Below are 17,804 nucleotides of genomic sequence, written 5' to 3'. Positions count from 1 at the left end.
TCATTATTAGTCAGAAATGAACAAATATCAAGTGGATGCCTCCACGGAAAATGTTGATTTTTAGCATGATGAAACAAACGCTGCTATGCCTGGTGACCGCAATTGCTGCCCTTCTTGCATTTGCTCACGTAAACGCCCAACCGAAACCTTCACACAACCTGATTTTTGACAATATCCCTGCACGGTGGGACGAAGCCCTTCCCCTGGGTAATGGTTGGATGGGTGCATTGGTCTGGCAGAAAGGTGATAACCTCAGGTTATCACTTGACCACGTTGATCTTTGGGACGAACGGCCTATGCCCAAGATCGATCAGCTGAAATTCAGCTGGGTGATCGATCAGGTGAAGAAAAAGGATTATGACACTGTTCAGTCAGTAGGTGATGTGCCTTATGACAATTCCCCCGCTCCCACCAAAATACCCGGCGCGGCACTAGAGTTTAACTGTTCCTTCCTCGGTAAAACGGCAACCGCCGAACTGGATATCAGTACCGCCCTTGCTACATTAACTTATCCCAATGGTACCCGTTTCCTCAGCTATGTACATGCTGATCGCATGACAGGCTATTTCGCATTCGAAAAACTTCCGGCAGGTACTGTGGTTACACCGCAACTGATTATTCCCGGATATAACAAGAAAAACATTCCCGTAGGAGGCAATATGGTTGTCGACGGACAGGGCCTCGAGCAGCTGGGTTATGCCGCAGGGGCAATTCAGAAAAAGAATGGCGAAATCAGGTACCACCAACCAACCTGGAAGGGCCATTATTATGAAGTACTCGTGCAATGGCAACGCATGGGTAAAGATGGTATGATCGGTGCCTGGACAATCACTGTGGATGCAAAAGCCTCCCTTCCGGCCTTAGATACCCGGTCAAAAGAGCCAACATTCTGGCCTTCGCATATTGCCTGGTGGCAGGACTATTGGAATAGGTCTTCCGTACAGATCCCTGACACCCTCCTGAGCAGACAGTATTACCTGGAAATGTACAAGTTCGGTTCAGTGGCCAGGGCCAACACGCCTCCCATTTCCCTGCAGGCTGTATGGACAGCGGACAACGGCAATCTTCCACCCTGGAAGGGCGATTTTCACCATGACCTGAATACCCAGCTGAGTTACTGGCCGGGATATGTATCCAATCATACCGACCTCACCGCATCTTTCACGAACTGGTTGCTTAAGGTGAAGAAGGTGAACGAAAACTGGACAGAACGCTACTTCGGTACGAAAGGCCTGAATGTGCCGGGAGTAACTACGCTTAATGGAAAAGAAATGGGTGGCTGGATCCAGTATTCGATGAGTCCGACCGTTTCCGCATGGCTGGCGCAGCACTTCTACCAGCAATATGCCTATACAGGAGACGAAAAGTTTTTGAAGGAAAATTGTCTGCCATATTTCCGCCAGATTGATCAGTTTCTGAATGGAATTGCAATTACCAACGACAAAGGGAAACGCCAGTTGCCCCTCAGTGCATCGCCGGAAATCAATGACAACAGCATCGATGCCTGGTTCCAGCGAACAACCAATTACGACCTGGCCCTGATCCACAACTTTTACCGCAGGTTCGCAGAACTGGACTCAGCAGCAACCGGCAAAGCTGCCGGGCAGCTTCTTGAAAAGGGAGAAAGTTTTATGCCGCTTGATACCGACCCGAGCGGACTCACGGTTGCTCCTGGTTATCCGCTAAAGGAATCTCACCGGCATCACAGCAACCTGATGGCGATTTATCCGCTCCAGCTTTTGTCAAAAGACAAACAAGATGATAAAGTCATCATGCAAAACTCATTTGCCAATTTGCAGAAACTGGGAACCCGGGCCTGGTGTGGCTACTCTTTCAGCTGGGCGGCGTCCCTATATGCCAGCGCCGGAATGGGCGACAGCGCCTTGCGATACCTGCACATTTTTGCGGAGAACTTTTGCTCATCCAACAGTTTTCACCTGAATGGTGATCAGAAGAAAGGGCAATACTCCAATTTTACTTACCGGCCTTTTACGCTTGAGGGAAACTTTGCATTTGCACAAGGCATTCATGAACTCCTGATCCGCTCAGAGCAGGGATTCATTGACATTTTCCCTGCATTGCCGTCTACGTGGGCGGATTGCTCCTTTCACCAGCTCAGAGCCACGGGCGCTATCCTGGTGGATGCGGTCAAAACAAATGGTGTTCCGCAAGAAGTAGTGCTCAAGGCGGAGAAAGCCGGAAAAGTCAGGATTCGCCTGCCTTTCCGCACATTCATCCAGCAGGGAATTTCCCGGGACAGCATTCTGCAGGAGGAAAAAGGAATTATTTCCTTCAATATGACCGCCGGACAGGAGATCACCTTTAAAAATGCATTCGAGTAAAGTCATAAGGGCAACAGCGGAGTACCTTCACGGTATTCCTCACTTGCAGAGGTTACGAGCGTATCGCCTGCCTGCAATTGGCCATAGATTTCCCATTTTCCGCCGCTGTTCCGGCCTTTCTTGACTTCGGCTTTTTTTGCTTTTCCTGACCGGGAAAGGATCACATAATTGCCTTCGGCGCCGTTGATCAGCGCAGTTTCCGGAATAACAAAACTGCTGTCACTGGCCGGCAGCGGTAAGGAAATTTCCGCCACCATACCGGGAAGCAGTTTCTTGTCATTGTTGATCACATCCATTTCAACATGCTGTGATCGCAAACGGGCATCCAGGGCGCCGGCCAAACGGACCAATTTCCCTTCGAAGGTTTGTCCAGGTAAAGACCGAACGGTAAAAGTCAGGGCGTTCTGCTGGTTGACCAGTCCGGAATACGCTTCAGGAACGGCAATGATCAAACGCAGTTTTTTCTGTTGCTGCAGGGTAAACATCGGCAACTCTGACCCTTTGCCTGCCGGACCAACATAGGCGCCTGTATTGACATTTCTCGCTGATATCACGCCGTCAAAAGCAGCACGGATCGTCAGGTAGTCACGGTTATTGTTGACTTCTGTATAGGCGGCCCGGGCAGCAGCGAGGTTGGCAGCATCGCTTTGTTCCCTGGCCAGCGCAAGGTCCAGGTCGGTTGGAGAAATGGTGCCTGGTGTTTTGCTGGTTTCCAGCAGCCTGTTGTAGTAGGCTTTGCTGTTGAGATGGACCGCTTCAGCGGCTTTGAGCCGGGAAGAGGCTCCGTTTAATTGTGCATTGATCTCCGGCGCTTCAAGAATGGCCAGCAGTTGCCCCTGTTTCACTTCTGAACCGACATCCACGAGGATTTTTTTCACAAAGCTGTTCACTTTGGCATACAGGTCCACTTTTTCAAAAGCCTGCAGTTCCCCCGGAAGTTGCAGGGTAGTTGACAACACTCCTTTTTCCAGTACGAAAGTTTCCGGCATAGCTTTTTTACCAGCCAGTGCAGGATCAGCCGGTTTGGCTGAAGATTGACAGGAACTGTTCATCAAGATCAGCATTCCTCCGGCAATTATGAGGTTGATAGGATTATATTTCATGGTGACTAGAATGTTTGGGTTGATAAAATTTGCTCTGCGGGTCTTCGGGGTCCAGTGAAACAGAATCTGTACTGTTTTTTCCCTGCACCCAGGCGAATACCAGTGGAAGAATACATAAAACAGCAACTGTCGATGCGATCAGTCCGCCGATCACGGCGCGTCCTAATGGTGACACCTGGTCACCACCTTCGCCGTGGCCGATAGCCATGGGCAACATCCCCGCAACCATTGCAAGGCTGGTCATGATGATGGGACGAATTCTTAAAGCAGCTGCTTCCCTGGCGCTTTTCAGGGCATCATGATTTTGAAGGCGCAATTGTTCGGCATTGGTGACCATCAGTACAGCATTGGCAATAGATACACCCACCGACATGATGATGCCCATATAAGACTGCAGGTTGAGGGTTGATCCCGTCAGCCACAACAATAATAATGCTCCGAGTACAACAGCAGGTATCGCAGTGAGAATAATCATGGGAACGCGGAAGGATTGGAAATTTGCAGCAAGCAGCAGGAAAATCACCACTATGGCGACGAGAAGACCCGCCTGCAGGTTACTGAGTGTTTCTGATAAGACGGTGCTTAACCCGATCCGGTCCACGAACAATCCCCGGGGAAGTTCACCAAGTCCGGATATCATCTTGTCAATATCTTTTGCCGCAGTACCCAGGTCAGTTTTATACAGGTTGGCAGTTACACTTACGTAAGGCATAGCGCCAAGGTTGTCGTTTTCGCCGTAGGTGGTGTCACGGGTAATCGTAGCTACATCCCCCAATACAGGGCGATTGCTGTTTCTGAGCAGGGGGATCTCCTGGATGTCCTGTTCAGTAGTCATTTCGTTCAGCGGCACCTGTACCTGAACGCTGTATGACAAACCGATCTTTTCATCCAGCCAGTTATTTTTTTCAGTATATCTTGACGAAGACGTCGCTGCAATCAGGGAACGGGAGATTTCATTCATATCCACTCCCAGCTGCGCCGCTTTGACACGATCAATATTGATGTTCAGTGCAGGATATTTGGTGGGTTGCGATAACTGTACATCGCGCAAGTAGGAAATGTTTTTCATCTGATCAATCACCTTGTTGGCATAGACCTCATTCTGGATTTTGTTTTTACCGGAAATACGTACCTCGACCGGTGTTGGTGAACCCTGGCTCAGCACTTTATCGGTAAGTTCAATGGGCTCAAAACTGAGGCGGACATCCGGAATCACCTGGTGCATCCTCTCCCTGATTTTATCCTTGAATTCATCCATGTCTGTATGGTAGTCTTTCAGGCTTACCTGGAAAACTGCCTCATGTGGCCCGGCCATAAACAGGTAGATCGGGCTCACGGAAAACTGTGAGGGATGTTGTCCTACGTAAACCGATGAAATGGCGATATGCTCTTTGCCAACCATCTTTTCCAGCTCATGCAGGAAAGAAAGTGCTTTTTCTTCTGTTCGTTCAATCCTTGTGCCCTGCGGCGCACGCATCCTTACCTGGAACTGGCTGGAATTCACTTTCGGCAGAACATCTTTGCCAATGTGATCCAGTAACAGAACGGCTGCGGCGGAGGCAACAACCAGGTATGCGACAACCACGAATCGCCTGGCAGGCATCATGCGGTCTATGAAACGCATGAACCGGTTCCGGAACTTTTCAAAAGGACCAACCTTTCCATTGTTGTTGAAATCTTCTCTTTCCACCAGCACCCGCTTCTGCGCCATAGTATCCTCCTCCCCTTCCGGCGCAGTCATCGCATGGGGATGCGGTTTCATGATCCAGTTCGCCATGATGGGTACAAAAGTTTGGCTAAGCAGAAAGGAGATGAACATAGAGCATCCGATGGCCAGTGCCAAAGGCAGGAACAATGCACCCGGGATACCTGACATCGTAAAAGCAGGGGCAAATACCGCCAGGATACAGACGAGGATCAGCAGTTTGGGCAGGGCGATCTCCTTACACGCATCCCATATGGCCAGTGCTTTGGGTTTTCCCATATCGAAGTGCTGGTGAATGTTCTCAATGGTAACCGTGCTTTCATCAACGAGGATGCCGATGGCCAATGCCAGGCCACTGAGTGACATGATGTTGATGGTTTGTCCAAATAACTTGAGGAACAGCACCCCCGATATGATCGACACCGGAATAGTCAGGATAACGATAAGGGCTGCCCGCCGGTCGCCGAGGAACAACAATACCATCAGGCCGGTCAACAGTGCGCCGATCACACCTTCACTGATCAGGCTTTTAACGGCGTTGATGACATAAACGGACTGATCAAATTCGTAGGACAGTTTTACGTCTTCAGGGAGGGTGCTTTGTATTCTTGGGAGGCTGGCTTTGAGATTGTTCACCACCTCCCAGGTAGAGGCGTCAGCAGATTTGGCAATACTGATATAAACAGACCGTTTTCCGTTGATCAGGGCATAACCCGATGTGACATCAGCACCATCCTTCACGGTTGCAATGTCACGGAGGTAAACATTGCTGACCCCGCCTTTAAAGAGTGGAATGTTTTCGAAATCTTTAATTTGTTTGATAGTATTATTGGTAGGCGTAATGTATTGTTTATCTCCTACCCTGATATTTCCTGAAGGTGCTGTCTGGTTATTGATGCGGATGGCTTCCACCACCTGGTCGGGAGTGATGTTGTGTGCCCGCAACGCTTCCGGATCAACATTGATCTCTACCGTGCGGATATTGCCACCGAAAGGCGGAGGTGCCAGCAGGCCGGGAATGGAAGTAAATGACGCCCGTACGTAAACATTCGCAAGGTCCTGTAATTCGTTATTGCTTCTTTGTGCGCTGCTTAACACCAATTGACCTACTGGCAGACTCGATGCGTCAAACCGGATAATGAAGGGTGGTTGCGTTCCCGGCGGAAAAATGGCCTGCGCGCGGTTGGACAGGGCACTGAGCTCTGAAGCCGCCTGCGCCATATTGGTCCCCTCATAGTAGGTTAGTTTCATCAGCATCAGGCCCTGGGTGTTTTTGGTTTCGATGCTTTTGATGCCATTTGCGAACAAAAGGATGTTCACATATTGTTTCCCGAAATAGGATTCCATCTGGTTGGGCGTATAGCCGCCAAACGGATGCGCGATATAAATGACCGGCAGGTTCATTTTCGGCAGGATGTCTACTTTGATATCGCGGATCGCACCGATTCCAAAGAAGAGCAGTCCAGCTACGAGTACCAATATAGAGATGGGTTTCCTTAGGGCTAACCTGATCAGTTTCATGTTATTGCAATTGATTCAGAAAAAGGTTGAAGTCGCCTGTCGCTGCTGCTTTAAGCAACAGGGCCTGCCACACATTACTGGTGGCGACATCACGGGTGGTCTCGGCACGGTTCAGTGTATAGAGGGCCTGTGTAACATCAATGATAGTAGCGAGGCCATTATGATAAAGGACGCTTTTCTGGAGATAGGCATCAGCAGCTGCCTTTACCTGGATGGGTGCTTCCTGGTAGTTTGCCAGGGCATTACTCAACTTATTTGCTGCGAGTGCTTGCTGTGCATTAAGCTGAGAAGCAGCAACATTGTATTCCTGTTGAAGAGCTGCAGAAATGTATTGCTGACTGTTGACCTGTTGTTTGACTCTCGTTAGTGAGGTAATATTCCAGAACATGCCAACACCGAACAGGTAATTGCTTCTGGTGGGTTTAACGCCGTCCAGGTACGACTGGGTATAGGCTTTCTGGTCCGCCGAATAACCGAAGTCAAAACCTGACCCGCGTGTCTGGTAAATCCCGAAAACGGAGATAGCGGGAAATTTTGCAGCATTAACCAACTTTGTCTGTTCCTCGTTCTGGTTGATGCGGGTCTGATAAAATTGAAGGGTCGGATGTTCGGTAGCCGCGGCAGGTTGCCTGTTTACATCCGGTTTGCTGGAAAACAAGGTGGTATCCAGGATGAAATCCTGCGATTGAATGCCTACCAGGAAGGCCAGTTGGTTGGCTCGTTCCTGTTCTGCGTCGCGGGCGAGGATAAGGGCTGATCGGGCATTGGAGAACTCCGCATTGGCCTGGGAAGAATCCACGCCGGCAACAAGTCCGTTGATCGCTTTACGGATAACCACGTTCCTGAAGGTGTCAGCACGGTTAAGGTTTTGTTCCTGGGATATCCGGAGGCGTTGCGCGGCGACCAGGTTCAGGTAGGCACCGGCAACCCTGATCTCGTGCTGGAAGATTTCCTGGCTGTAGTCGGCCCGGTCGCGTTCGGCGATACTTCCGGCCGTCCTGACCTTTTGTTTATTCCTGCCAAACGTGAACACGTCCCAGTTGACATTGGCGAGATATAATGCCCCGAATGCGGCATTCCAGTTTTGTTCCGGAAGTGGCAGGCCGCTGGATGCCACCCCGTACCCACCCAATCCGTAAAGCGGTCCGTTCTGACCGTTGACGGTGCCATAGTCTTGCTGTAGGGATACCACGAAATTGGGAAGTGCTTCCTTTCTGGCGGTTTGAATGCCCGCCTGCGAGGCCTGGAGATAGGCTTGTTTGGCCTTGATGGCGGGAAAATTCCTGAGGGCCATGTCAACAGCATCCCTGATGCTGAGTTTTTCCTGGGCCATTCCCGGAAGGGAAAAAAGTGCCAGGAAGAGTACTATACTGCTTCTGCTCATATCCTGCTTGCTTGCTGACACAAAGCTTGCAATTGAATTTGAAGCAATTTTGAAGCTATATATTAAGGTGGAAATAAGGGATGAGGAAATACGGCATCGGGGTAAACAAGTAACCTGAAATTCAAAAAAATTTTTTAATCAGGATTACTTGCATTTGAAAAAAACACTTTCTATCTTGTCTGCAGGATCAGATATTGCTCATTGATCCACTGCTTACACTTGCCACTTCTTTCGAAAGACCACCCTTCTTGTTGTATCTACTTTTTTTAGTTATTACTGATTAATTCACTGGCCTGAAATTCAGGCGGATGGGCTATTTCCGCCTGGTATCAAAATACATTCCGGAAATCCGATATCACATGGTGTTATCAACCTGCATGTTGCTGTGAAGCAGCATATCTGTACTCCTATGCAATTACGATAAGATCTGCCCGTAGAAAATTTAACAGATCACTTATGAAAGCACCCGGTGTGCCTCCTAAACCTGATGGTTCAGCGCCATTGTTATGGCTGCTTGTGCCCCTGAACAGCGTAACCGTTGTCGTGAAGCTGATTTTCGCCTGGTTATCAGGCTGCAAATTTAGTGCCAGTAACGATCAATATTTTCGGTTCCTGGTAACCGGTAGCTGCTTCGATTCTCCATTATTATTTCTGTTTCGTTCGGTGTGGCAACTGCCCTATCTGCCGGATTGGTTTAAAATGCCAATTGGTGTGGGGTGGACGGCCAGGCCTGAGCCTGACGAAGAAGTATACCTGCAATTTCAACACAACCGAACCCGCCTATGAAAACTTCTACACAAAACCTTGCAAATTTCTCTGCCAAACAAGGCCTTCCCCGGAAGGCATTTGGTGTTTCTGCATATACCCTGAATCCCCTCACCGGTAAACCTAGCATCATGAAAACAGTTGTACAAAAGTGGTCAGCAGTCGGAATTGTCTTGTTGCTGCTGCAAGCTCTATGCGTACCCGAAGCGTTCGCCCAGGTGACGACACAAACTTATAACTGGACTGGTTCAGCGCAAACATTTGTGGTACCCGCAGGTGTTACTTCTGTTCAAGTGGAGTTATGGGGCGGTGGTGGTGCCGGAGGTGGCACCAGTGCCAATCAAAATAAATATGCCGGTGGTGGTGGTGGTGGAGCCTATTTCAGGGCAACGTCTGTGGTGGTGACACCTGGCAGTAGTATAACTGTAACTGTAGGACGGGGTGGCCAGGGTGTGTTAAATGCCAATGGACCCGCCGGTGAAGCGTCTACTTTCGCATCAGCATCGCCAGTTACCGCAAATGGTGGTGGCGGTGGTGGCGGAGCATTGAATACAAACAATACAGCTCAGGCTGGTAGTGCCGGTGCTGCAGCTACGGGAACCTTTAATGGTGGTGCAGGTATTGCGGGAAGCACAAGTAACACCTATAGTGGTGGTGGTGGTGGTGGTGCAGGCAACAACGGAAATGGCTCTGCGGGTAACCAGGACGCAGGTGGTAATGGTGGTGGAGGTACTGTTGGAGGAGCAGCCGGTGGCGATGGATTGACGCAGGGAGCAGGTAACGGCGGGGATGTAACCGGCCTGGCCGGCGGTGGCGGTGGTGGCCGCGGTAATGGCTCCAATAACGCAACCAGACGTGGGGGAAACGGCGGTAATGGCCGGGTAATTGTGACCTATACATTACCTCCCTATACATCAACAAAGACGGGCAACTGGAATGACCCAACTGTTTGGGATGCAAATGCTGTTCCGGTAGCGGGTAGTACAGTAATCATTGCCGCAACACATACTGTAACGGCGAATGTAAGTTCAGCCGCATTAGCTACTGTAACTGTAAACGGAACGCTTGACCTGACCTCAAATACAGTGAACGGTAACAATACCAGTACGTTTACTGTCAGCGGTTCAGGAACACTTAAAGTAGGCGCAGCTAACTTTCCTTCCAACTATACTTCAGTTGTTTTAGGTGCAGGTAGCACAGTGGAATACAATGGTACTGCGCAAACGGTGAATCCGCGAGCCTATAGCAACCTTACCTTATCCGGAAGCGGTATTAAAACACTGACATCTATCAGCAGTGTCACCGGAACGCTCACCCTGGGCGGAACAGCCACTGCTACCACGGCAGCTAACCTTGCTGTTGGTCAGAACCTGGTAATTGGTGATGGAACAACGCTGACTATTGGTGGATTTACTTTTTCCGTTGGCGGTACCACAACTATTGGTGGCGGAACAAGCGGAACACTCGTCTTTGGGTCAACTACCGGAACCAAAACTTTCACAGGGGCTGTCACGTTGTTAAATGGAGCCAGCTGGACGAATAGTTCTACAACATCTACAACGCTTAGTAATGGGCTATCCAACGCCGGGACATTTGTTGCCGGTTCAGGAGCACTTACGCTGAATGGTTCGGTAACCAATACCGGAACTTTCAATACCAGCTTTATCACTACTGCACCTGTGCCTGCAGGCATTACCTGGGGTGGAACATTTATTTATTCCGCACTTAGCGGCAGCCAGGTAATTATGGGTGGTACAACTACTTATAATAATCTCCAGCTGCTCAATACCAGTGGCAGTAACACTGCAAACGGAAACATATCAGTCGCCGGCGCATTGACGACCACGGCTGGAGGCACATTTGTGCTGGGTAACAATCTGCTGACCGGAACACTCAGTTCAATTACCAGTAACGGAACAATCACCACCACCAATACTACCTCCCTGCCAATTCCCGCTGGAAAAACCTGGGGCGGAACGGTTTCCTATATAGCACCCGGTGGCACACAAACTATTGTAGCCGGAACCTATAATAATCTCCGTCTGGATCATAGTGGCAGTACAAGCACAGCAGGTGGCGACCTTACCGTAAATGGCACGTTAACCCAGTCCAGCAGTACAGCAACTTTTGATCTGAGCACTTTTGCTCTGTCTGGCAGCCTGACCGCTATCAGTAATTCAGGAACGATCAAAACACAAAACACCAGCAACACCCCTCTCCCATCCGGTAAAAACTGGCTTGGAGCAGTTGAGTTTTATGGCAGCGGTTCACAAACGATTCCGCAGGGAACCTATGAATCAATCATTCTTTCCAACACAGCAGGGGCTACCCTGACCGGCAGTTCAACGGTCAGCAACGGTCTCTCGCTATCCAGCAAGCTTCACCTGGTCAATGCCGATCTGAGCCTGGGTTTCTCAGGCGCAGTAATCGGCGCCGGAGCCAGCCAATATATTGTAACGGATGGAACCGGGCAGCTGAAGCGATCGGTCGGAACTTCATTCGTGACCTTCCCGGTAGGTAACAGTGCGTACAACCCGATCACGTTCAAAAACTCATCCCTTCCTTCCGATACTTATGGTATCCGCGTTGAAGATGGAGCTGTTCCCAATGCTGCCTCTTCGGCGCTGACGGTCAACAGGATCTGGCGGATCACTGAGGCCACTCCCGGCGGTAGCCAATTGGTGGTTGATCCGGTTCAGTTTAACGACCTGGAAACATCTGCGAATTTTAGTACCGGAACAGACCTGATTGGTTTGTATACCGGGTCCACCTGGATAAAGGTGAACGCGACCTATAACAACGTTGCTCCCTATACTTTTAGCGCAACTAATCCACTTGTCTCAGCTGACCTAACATCTGGGGGCCAGTACATCGCAATCGGTAAGGATTACGGTTTTGTTGCCGCGCCAAACAAGTTTACAGTCACGGTAAACAACCCCACTACTGTAACTTCCGGAGCACCTTTTAGTGTTACGGTTACTGCATACAATAACTTTAATGAACTAAGTAATGTAAACGAAACTACCAGCTTTACACTTTCGAACACAGGCGGTGGTTCGATGGGTGGCACCGTTATTGGTTCCATCCCGGCAGGCCTGAATTCTGTGGTAGTGAATAATGTAATACTTACTGAATTAGGTACAGGTGTAACGATCACAGCAACAGACAATCCTGGTGAAGATGAGATCCCCAACGCGGGAACCAGCACGGCATTCAACGTGATCGCCTCTTCCGGTTCTGACCTGGCTGCCCAGGGTGGAGAAGCCGGCGATATCGATTATAAAACAAAATTAGGCACCATTACACAAGCCAGCGATGGTTTTAAAGTCTGGTCCTTCGATATCCGCGACGGTGGTGCCAGCCTCAATGATCCTGATAACCTTTCTACAATTCTTTCCAGCCTGACGATTGTGGCTGGTGCGAACAATACTGTAGCAAGCTGGTCAAACACGATTGAACATGTAGCCTTATTTGATGGCTCCACCAAAATTGCTGATGGTACAGTGACCGGTCAACAGATCGACTTCACCGCTATCAGCAATGCGGTTGCGGCAGACGGCGCAGCAAAAACACTGGATCTTTATATTACTTTCAAAACTACCGTCAACGACGGTGAAAGATTCCAGTTCGCCATCGGCAATGCCAATGCAACGGCATCAGCTGCCGGATCGCTGTTTAATCCTTCATTTGCTACAACCAGTTCTTCACTGTCATCCAACAACAATACCATCCAGGTTTATGCTTCTGAAATTAAATTCTCTGCAGCATCCCAAACGCTCAGTGATGTAGAGATTGGCGAGACCCAACCGGTTGAAGTGATTGCTGTGGATATTTACAACAACCTGGATAAGCAATTCACCTCTTCGGTCACACTGAATGCTACCGGAGGAACGTTTATCAATCCCCAGGTGGTTTCAGCGGTTCAGGGTGTGGCGACCTTCCATCCCGCATTCTCCGCTCAGTCGCTGTCAGTTACACTAACGGCAACCACCACCGGTCTGGCCAATAACACTTCTCCGGTTAGTGACAATTTTGCCGTGAACGGATTTGCCGGCGATGTCAATGACAAGTTCCGGACCAATCAAACGGGTAACTGGACAGATCCGGGTATCTGGGAACAGTCCCATGATGGAACCAACTGGGTTCCGGCGGTTACCTATCCCACTGCAACAACAAGCTCATCAATATTGCTGTATGCTGCAGGATTCTCAGCAGATGTTACGATAGACGGCTTCGCCAATATCGAAATAGACCAGACAACCATCACGGGAAGCGGGTCGATACTCCACGTGCCGGATGTATTGTCCGGATCACTCACCGTAGTGAATGGTACTGGTGTAGACCTGAAGATTGAGAATGGTGGTGTATTGAAGGTGGAATCCTTCGGTGAATTCGAAAATCGCGGAGAAATTGTTACCGACGGCACATCTAATCTTACCGTGTCTTCAGCGGCAACCTATCGCCATAACCAGCTCGGGGGAACTATCCCGGCTGCTTTCTGGACGCCAAACGATGTCACGCCCGGTTTGCTTGAAATTACCGGAATTACGTCAATGCCCACCTGGCCAGCCAGCACATTCGGAGATGTAAGGATAACCGGACTGGCAGGTTCAGTAACAACAACCAATAACCTGAGCCTTGGCGGCAACCTTGAGATTATTGCCCTGGGTGGCAGTAATACCTTTGCCCTGTCAGGCACACTGGTAGTTGGCAAGAAAGTAACGATCGGCGGTGTAGTGACCTTGCCATCGTTTGCCCTGAACAGCGGTCAGGAATTGAAAGTAAATGCCGGCGCAAATCTCCGCGACGATGGAACGATCAGCGGTTCGGGATTTGCCACTATTCTCGGCACTTTCAGTACTGCCAATACGAACGGATTCAACGGTGGAGCAGCCACTGCATTCTCAATACCCAACGGATCCATATCCCTGGGAGCATCTTCAGTTGTTGACTATGTTTCAGCTAGTGGACAGACTATTACACCATTTAATTATATTAATCTCAGTAACAGCGGAAATGGTGCCCGTACCCTGTCTGGTACCGGTACAATCGGCGTAAGCAATATATTTACTGCCGGTTCCGGTGCCTATACATCAACCGGAAGTACGGTTGATTTCAATGGCAGCGGTGCACAAAATATACCTGCACTTACCAATGGCTACGGCGGTCTTACGGTAAGCAACAGCGGTACAAAGTCTCTAACGGCCATCACTACCGTTAACGGCACGCTGACTATCAATGCGTCTGCCAACCTGGATGTGACTTCCAACAACTATGGCCTCACCATCGGTGGCAATTTTGTCAACAACAATGGCAGTGGCGGATTCATCGCCCAGGGAGGTACTGTAACCTTTAATGCAGCTGCAGGCACACAAACGCTCAACAATGGCGGAGCCTCATTTAATAATATTCTTCATAATACAGCCGGAACGCTTCAGGTTACCGGCACTGCATTGGTCGTGAACGGTACCCTCACCAACGGTACCGGTAATTTCGATGCCAATACCCAGGCTGTATCCGTCACTGGCGTAACTACTGTAAACAGTGGCAACTATCTCGCCAGTACGGGAACGCAAACCTTCACCGGCGGACTGACCGTTGCCGGCGGCACCTTTACCGGAAGCACCGGAACAGTTGCAGCGGGTAACGTAACGCAGTCCGGCGGTACGTTGATTGCCCCTTCCGGAACCTTTACCGTGAACGGCAACTGGAGCCGTACTAACGGTACCTTCACTGCCGGCGGCAACACCGTAACCTTTATTTCAACCGGTACCCAGACCATCAGTACCAGCCAGAGTTTTGCCAATGTTTTGCATAATAGCGCCGGTACGGTTCAGCTTAGTGCAAATATGACCACCACCGGTACATTCCAGAACACAGCAGGAACTTTCAATGCCAACACCAGTACCCATACGGTTACAGGCCTGGCTACGGTCTCCGGAGGTAATTATGCTGCGGGTTCAAATACGCAGACTTTTAATGGTGGATTGACCATCTCCGGCGGAACATTTACCGGCAATACCGGTAACCTGACCGTAACCAACCTGACAATGAGTAGTGGTGCACTTACTGCACCATCCGGAACCTTCAGCCTTTCCGGTAACTGGGTGAACAACGGCGGTGTATTCACGCCAGGCACCAATACGATTACGTTTGCCGGTACAGGCAGTCAATCTATTGGTGGAAGCCAGCCAACTACATTTAACAATATCACACTGAACAATACCGGTACCGGTGTATCCGCAGATATCAATACAACTGCAACTGCTATCACATTCAGTAATGCAAGCACCAATACGAACACGCTTACAGTAAGCAACGGTGTCACGCTTACAGCAAATTCAATTACTGTGCAGAGCGATCTGGGAACAACCCGGAGCGTAACGGCAGTGCTGACTGGTGCGGGAACTGTCAATACCGGTGCATTAACACTTGGCCAGACTGGTGCTGCCAGTGGAAACAATACGCGAACTACTACGCTTACATCTTCTGTTGCAACAATAAACATTACCGGCAACCTGACTGTTAATGCGAACACCAGTGGTGGAGGTGGCTCCATTAACCATGGTACGTTTAATTTCAGTACCGGCTCCATAACCGTTGGTGGATCGCTGGTGCTTAATGCCACCTCATCCGGTAATTCGACAGCGTTGTTTACTATGGCAACCGGGTCCCAGAATGGCACCCTGTTTCTGGGAGGCGCGACTCCTGTAACTGTTTCAGGTGTCAACACCAATACCTTTACCGCCAATGGTTCCGCAGCAACAGTAAACTATAATCGGAGCGGTGACCAGCAAATTTTTGCTACAACATATTTCAACCTGATTCTCAGTGGTTCTGGCAATAAAACAACAGCTGCAAATATTACGGCAAACGGACAACTTAATGTCAATGCCGGCGTAGCCCTTGTTCCTGCTGCGGCAAACACAGTTGGCGGTTCCGGAACACTTACCGGTGCTGGTACCGTACTGGTAACCCGCACCGCTGCAACACCTGATTTCCTGTCACAATACACCATCACCACCAAAACTTTGACCGGCCTCACTGTTGACTATAACGCAACAGGTGCGCAAACAGTGAATGCGCTTAACTACAATAATCTAAGAATCAGCGGGGCGCGTACAACCAATAGCGTGACCCTGGCCAACGGAGGAACGATCGGAATAGCCGGCACTTTCACTACACCGGCAACCTTTACCAGTGGAAGCTATATTGTTACAAACAACACAGTCAATTTTAATGGCACTTCAGTGCAGGATATCCCATCTCTCGCTCCTGGTGCTTTCAACAACCTGACGCTGACCAATGCTGCAGGCGCTACGATCAGCACCAATGTCTCCATCAACGGTGTCCTGAATTTTGCCAGCGGCAAGATCACTACCGGTGCTAATTCATTGGTTCTGGGCGGCCTCGCCAGCGTGACCAATGCCGGTCCGGGCAAATATGTATTCGGAAACCTCCGCCGCATCTACAATACAGGAAGCAACGTGAGCAAGACATTTGATGTTGGTGATGCAACAAACTACACGCCTGCTACAGTATCTTTCGCCAGTGTGACTTCACAAGGCGGACTTACCATTCATACTACCGGTGGTGATCATCCCCAGATCGCTACTTCCACATTTGATCCTAATAAAACTGTCAGCCGCTACTGGACGCTGGACAACAGCTCTGGTGGCGTCGGTTTTACTACTTTTGATGCCACCTTCACCTGGGTACCGGGTGACGTGGATGCCGGTGTAACGCCCGCATTCGTATACGGCAGCAAGTACTCCGGCAGCAGCTGGCAAAACCTTTCTATGGGCATTCGCAATGGTTCGAGTGCCCAGGTACTGGGGTTGACCAGCATGAGCGACTTCCAGTTTGGTGATTGCAGTGCGCCTCAATTCGGTGCAACCACTGTAAATGATGTTACCTGCAACGGAGGCAATGATGGCTCTCTCACCCTGGTGACAACCGGCGGCGTTGGACCTTTCACCTATGTTTGGTCTTCTGCTGTGGCTGGATTTACCAATCCCGGAACTGCTAACCTTTCCAACCTGAAGGCTGGTGATTATGTCATCCAGGTTACTGCATTGGGTGGTTGCTCCAATTCAACAACTTATACTGTCCATGAGCCTGTGGCCCTTACCGCAGCAGCAAGTGGTGATAACATTACCTGCTTCAACGCAGCCAACGGTAAGATCACGGTGTCCAGCCCGGCCGGTGGTAGCGGTGAATATGAGTTCCGCATCAATGGCGGTACATGGCAGGAAGGCCTGGTGTTCAGTAACCTGGCTCCCAACACCTACACTATTGACGTACGCGATAAGAACAACCCAGCATGTATCGTGACATTGCCAGGTACGGTAACCATCGGTCAGCCTGCCGTGCTCTCTGCATCTGCAGCTGGTGATGATGTAACCTGCTACAATGCAGCCAATGGTTCGATCACTGTTTCCAGCCCGGCGGGCGGCAGCGGCGAATACGAATTCCGCATCAATGGCGGTACCTGGCAGGAAGGCCTGGTGTTCAGCAACCTGGCTCCGGATACCTATACCATCGATATCCGCGATAAGAATGTTCCGACCTGTATCGTAACACTGCCTGGTACGGTTACCATCGATCAGCCTGCAGTGCTGTCCGCAGCTGCAGCTGGCGATGACGTAACCTGCTACAATGCAGCCAACGGTAAGATCACTATATCCAGCCCGACCGGCGGCAGTGGAGAATTCGAATTCCGCATCAACGGCGGTACCTGGCAGGAAGGCCTGGTGTTCAGCAACCTGGCACCGGATACTTATAACATCGATATCCGCGATAAAAACAACCCGGCTTGTATCATCACCCTGCCTGGCACGGTGACCATCGATCAGCCTGCTGTGCTCTCAGCATCTGCAGCTGGTGATGACGTAACCTGCTTCAATGCAGCCAATGGCAAGATCACTGTATCCAGCCCGACCGGCGGTAGCGGTGAATATGAGTTCCGCCTCAATGGCGGTACC

6 protein-coding genes are annotated in these 17,804 nt (G+C 50.1%); 3 read left to right on the top strand and 3 right to left on the bottom strand.

Annotated features, from left to right (window positions below; genetic code table 11):
- Positions 1-65 precede the first annotated feature (65 nt).
- Positions 66-2,342: a glycosyl hydrolase family 95 catalytic domain-containing protein gene (locus FPE01S_RS23785; RefSeq protein WP_052956145.1), complete on the top strand. Its 2,277-nt coding sequence runs from the start codon at positions 66-68 to the stop codon at positions 2,340-2,342.
- A gap of 2 nt (positions 2,343-2,344) precedes the next feature.
- Here FPE01S_RS23785 and FPE01S_RS23780 read toward each other — a convergent pair whose 3' ends face one another.
- Genes FPE01S_RS23780 through FPE01S_RS23770 form a run of 3 tightly spaced genes read right to left on the bottom strand, consistent with a single transcriptional unit; the run spans position 2,345 to position 8,055 of the window.
- Positions 2,345-3,445, bottom strand: a complete 1,101-nt coding sequence (locus FPE01S_RS23780) for an efflux RND transporter periplasmic adaptor subunit (protein WP_046371638.1) — start codon at positions 3,443-3,445, stop codon at positions 2,345-2,347.
- Positions 3,435-6,671 carry an efflux RND transporter permease subunit gene (locus tag FPE01S_RS23775; protein ID WP_046371637.1) on the bottom strand — a complete coding sequence of 1,079 codons (3,237 nt, stop codon included), beginning with the start codon at positions 6,669-6,671 and terminating at the stop codon, positions 3,435-3,437. Before FPE01S_RS23775 ends, FPE01S_RS23780 begins: the two co-directional genes overlap by 11 nt.
- Before the next feature lies 1 nt (position 6,672).
- Complete coding sequence (locus FPE01S_RS23770; RefSeq protein ID WP_046371693.1) at positions 6,673-8,055, bottom strand: TolC family protein; 1,383 nt, start codon at positions 8,053-8,055, stop codon at positions 6,673-6,675.
- A gap of 456 nt (positions 8,056-8,511) precedes the next feature.
- Between FPE01S_RS23770 and FPE01S_RS23765 the strand changes: the two genes are divergently transcribed.
- Both FPE01S_RS23765 and FPE01S_RS23760 read left to right on the top strand, forming a co-directional pair.
- Positions 8,512-8,841 (top strand): hypothetical protein, encoded by a 330-nt coding sequence (locus FPE01S_RS23765; RefSeq protein WP_046371636.1) that lies wholly within the window; start codon positions 8,512-8,514, stop codon positions 8,839-8,841.
- 110 nt (positions 8,842-8,951) lie between these two features.
- On the top strand, positions 8,952-17,804 hold an 8,853-nt coding region (locus tag FPE01S_RS23760; RefSeq protein ID WP_157474154.1), incomplete at its 3' end, for a glycine-rich domain-containing protein.

This window comes from Flavihumibacter petaseus NBRC 106054 (assembly GCF_000974785.1).
In the GTDB taxonomy this organism is placed as follows: Bacteria; Bacteroidota; Bacteroidia; order Chitinophagales; family Chitinophagaceae; genus Flavihumibacter; species Flavihumibacter petaseus.
The sequence above is the reverse complement of the archived record's forward strand: the minus strand, read 5'-3'. Positions and strand labels throughout refer to the sequence as shown.